Raw genomic sequence first — 3692 nt, 5'->3', positions numbered from 1 at the left:
GCCCTGCGGGCGGTGCTCGTAATACCCCAGCCGGTCCAGAAACCCGATTCGGTGCGGCAGCCGGCGTCGCGGACGGCGCGGCGGCTTCGGCGGCCGCGCTGGTGCCGCGGTCTCGGGCACCGCTGCTGCCGCAGCGGGTTCGGCTGTCGGAGTGGGTGTGGTGGGGTGGGTCAGGGTGCTGGTCACGAGTGCCTCAGATCCGCACGGCGGTCGTGGTTTCGGCCATCCCGCGTGCGAGGGGGTAGGTGGCGAAGGCGGTGACGTCGTGGCGGCGCCGGGTCCAGCGCAGTTCGGTGATCGCGCATTCGGCGGCAGCCTCCTCGACACGCCCGCGGGCGCGGCGCAGGTCATCGACAGACCGCCCGGTGACCGAGACGGTGATCGCATACACGAGGCCGTGGTGCCCGGAGCCGGGCATCAGATCCGTGGCCCGCTGCTCGGAGCTCGAGCGCATCACTTCGCTGGTGCCGTCGCTGATCTGGCCCTTGCGCTGCTCGGCGAGTTGGGTGGCGGCGTCGTGGGTGCGGTCGAGGCGTGCCTGGGCGCGGGCATGGATTGCGGGGATCAGGTCGATCCGCACCGACACGGTCCGGATGGTCGCGGCCGCGGCCGCGTCCGGGCTGGTCCGGTCGGCCTCCACCCCCGTCAGCAAGGGCGAGAGCCACAATGGCCCGAGTTGGGTGGGTTCGATCCCGCCCGAGGGAATGTGCGCGACGGCGGTGTGCCAGCACCCGTTCACGCGGACGCAGTCGTCGAAGCCGATGTAGTGCTGCCAGCAGGTGTCCCAGGTGACGCCCTGGTGTTTGTCGATCGGGAACGACGGATCCTGCAAGGCGCGCAGCACCGCGCAGGTGCGCTGCTCCCCCAACACCAGCACACGGCCCATCCCCGCACCGCGCAGCAAGCCTTCGAGGCGTTCGAGTTCGTCGTTGACGATCGAGGCCCACGATCCCGGCGCCGCACCCCGGGCAATGGCTTCGGCCCGGAAGGCTTTGGTCATCGGGATCTTCACCACCAGGAACGACCGGTGCTCCTCCGCGAGGGGTTTCAGCGCCTCGATCAACCGGTCATAGGACAACACCGCCGGATACAGCGCATCCGTGGTTTCCGGAGACAACCTGTGGGTGTACCAGAAGGTGTGCGGGGCCGTGTCGTAGGGGACCGAGCGGTGCAGCAACTGCACCCCGCGGATATAGGAGGAGTTCTTCGCCAGCTGGGCCAGTACCCGGCCGAACGCGGCCTGCGCCGACGCATACGCGGCATTGGACCGCAAACCGCCGCGCAGACCCTCGATACTCAGCAGCACTGACAGGTAGGCCCGCTCCCCTGGGTTCTTGTGATACAGCACGAACAGGTCGTCGAACCCGGTGCCACGCAACATCAACGGCGCCACCCGCCCCAACGGGACCGGAACCGCCCATCCCGGATCCGACGTCGGATCGTAACCATGATCGATCGCGACGACGGAGTGGTCGTCGGAGTAGTAGGCGTCGATATCGGCGCCGGGCCAGAACACGTGCTCCCCGCGCCGGCGCCGGCGCCGCTCCCGAAACCCATCCACCGCCACCACTGCCACACACGTGCGGCCGGCGAATGGGTACGTCGCCGCGAACACCGCGAGCAGTGTCACCACGACCACGATCAGCGTCGCCATGGTTTGGTGCGCGAAATACACCAGCGCCCCCACCGCCGCGGTCGCCAGCCACGTCATCCACACGATCCGCGGCTGCCCCACGATCCCGCGCCGGCGGATCTCCGGTGTCAACAACGACGTCCGCGCGGCATCCATCCCGCTCCCAGTCGTCACCACGACCGCACCTCGACATGAATGAGACTGGCGCCGAGCATATTTCGCTGGATCATGAGTGCCCTCATTCGTCGTCCTTCGTGTCTTCGGCGCGGTGCGGGTGGTTCTCGGCGGCAGTCTTGCCTTTGGTCATGGCGACGGCGGCCATTTGTGCGGCGAACGACACCCCCGCCGTTGCGGCACCCGCCCCCGCGGACGCGCCCGCCTTCGCCGCGGGAGCCGCGGCCGCCCCGCTCCCCCGCCCCGCCGTGGTGGCGGCCCCGACCGTCGGTCCCTGCCCCGCTGCGGCGGTCGTGGGGTTGGCGTGTTTGGCCGCCCATGCCTGCTCCACCGGTCCCCGACCGGCTCCGCTCCCGCTTGCGCCACCCAACACTGGGGATGCGCCCTGGCCTGCCCCTGGCCCGGTGCCGTTGTGGGTGTTCGATGCGAGAGGCGCACGCGGCGTCTCCGCGCCCGCGCGACCACGCCGAGCCGAATGGAGGTACATGGCTCCGGTCCCGGCGCCGCCGATGACCGCGGCCGAGATCGGTGGACCGGAGCCGAAGTCGGCGCTATCGGAGGCGGTGGGTAGGAACGGCACCCATTTCAGCAGCGCCCACGGCGCGAGGCCGGCGACCATCATCGCCAGCGCGACGAACGCCACCCGCTCGACTGCACCCAGCGGGTTGAGCGTGTCACCGGAGCGGAGTTTGGCCGCCGAGAGCGCGAAAATCACGCCCAGCAGGACGAACAGCAGGATTTTGCTGAACACGATCGACAGGAACACCAGGATCGGGCGGATCGCCTTGTGCCGGTACTTGGGTGAGACCCAGAGCCCGAAGCTGATGGCCACCACGACACCCACGATCGGTAACCCGATGGCGTGCAATTGCTGCCCGACCCAGACAGCGGCCGCGCCGATGAGCAGGAACAGGAAGATGAACACTCCGACGATCGAGCCGCCCGGGACCGCGTTGACGGTGATGTTGCCCAGGCTGTACACCCCGGTGCTCATGTCCGCCAGGTCGGTGCCCGCTGCCTTCGCGACGTCGGAGGCCAGCGCGTTGGCGCCGATGATGAGCAGTGACGCGACCGCGGGTGCGAATGCCTGCGCCGCCAACGCCAACGGCAGATATGCCCCGATCGAGGCGGCGAGTTCGCCCGGGGTGCCGCGCCGGGCCGCGCGGACCACGGTGTGGATGCACATGAACGCCATCAACACGATCCCCAGTGCAGCTGATTGGGCGTACTTGGTGAGAAACCACGACCAGGACGGGTCGAACTGGCCCGTGGTCGCCAGCTGGGAGAGCACCGCCCCGGACAGGCCGACCGCACCCTCGTGCAGCTTGTTCGCCAGATCGTCGATCGCATCGGCCGGATTGGCCACGAACGCCGCGATTTTCGCGATCGGCGCGGCGATGTTGTAGAGACCCGACCACGCCATCACCGCCGGTTTGCCGAACGCCACCACCGGCGCCACCGCCGCATCCGAGAGGACACCGCTGACCCGGTCCCACACCGAGCGTTGCGCGGCGAGCCAATGCGCGGTGCCGACGCTGAGTTTCCCGATGATCGCGTTCCATCCCAGGCACGCGTTCTGGCGCGGCTGGTTGCTCTGAACCTGGTCGCAGTCGGCGAAGTAGGCGTGCAGGCAGTACACACTGGGCAGGTCGGGGGTGCCGCACGGGTCGGCCCAGGCGCCGTTGGGGACGTCGTCGGCGTTGGGCAGCTGCGCCCACTGTTTCTTCGACGCGTCGTCGGCGGTGCGGGCCCAGTCGAACCCCCACGCATTGGTGGCGGATTCGCTGCCCCAGGCTGTCATGTCCTGCGCGCAATACACCCCTGCCGGTGGGGCGAAAGTAGCGTCGTCGCCCGGGAACACGGTGGGCATCTGCTCGTGCGGGGG

The 3692-nt window shown here is 69.3% G+C and carries 2 protein-coding genes and 1 pseudogene; all 3 read right to left on the bottom strand.

Annotated features, from left to right (window positions below; genetic code table 11):
- Positions 1-186 (bottom strand): annotated as a pseudogene (locus tag A8G08_RS27760) (hypothetical protein); the annotation flags it as partial.
- 7 nt (positions 187-193) lie between these two features.
- Positions 194-1810 carry a hypothetical protein gene (locus A8G08_RS06310; RefSeq protein WP_157108427.1) on the bottom strand — a complete coding sequence of 539 codons (1617 nt, stop codon included), beginning with the start codon at positions 1808-1810 and terminating at the stop codon, positions 194-196.
- Positions 1811-1871: 61 nt separating this feature from the next.
- The coding region (locus A8G08_RS06305) for a hypothetical protein (protein WP_068271637.1) at positions 1872-3692 on the bottom strand (1821 nt) is incomplete at its 5' end.

Source organism: Aldersonia kunmingensis, from assembly GCF_001646865.1.
GTDB lineage: Bacteria > Actinomycetota > Actinomycetes > Mycobacteriales > Mycobacteriaceae > Aldersonia > Aldersonia kunmingensis.
The sequence above is the reverse complement of the archived record's forward strand: the minus strand, read 5'-3'. Positions and strand labels throughout refer to the sequence as shown.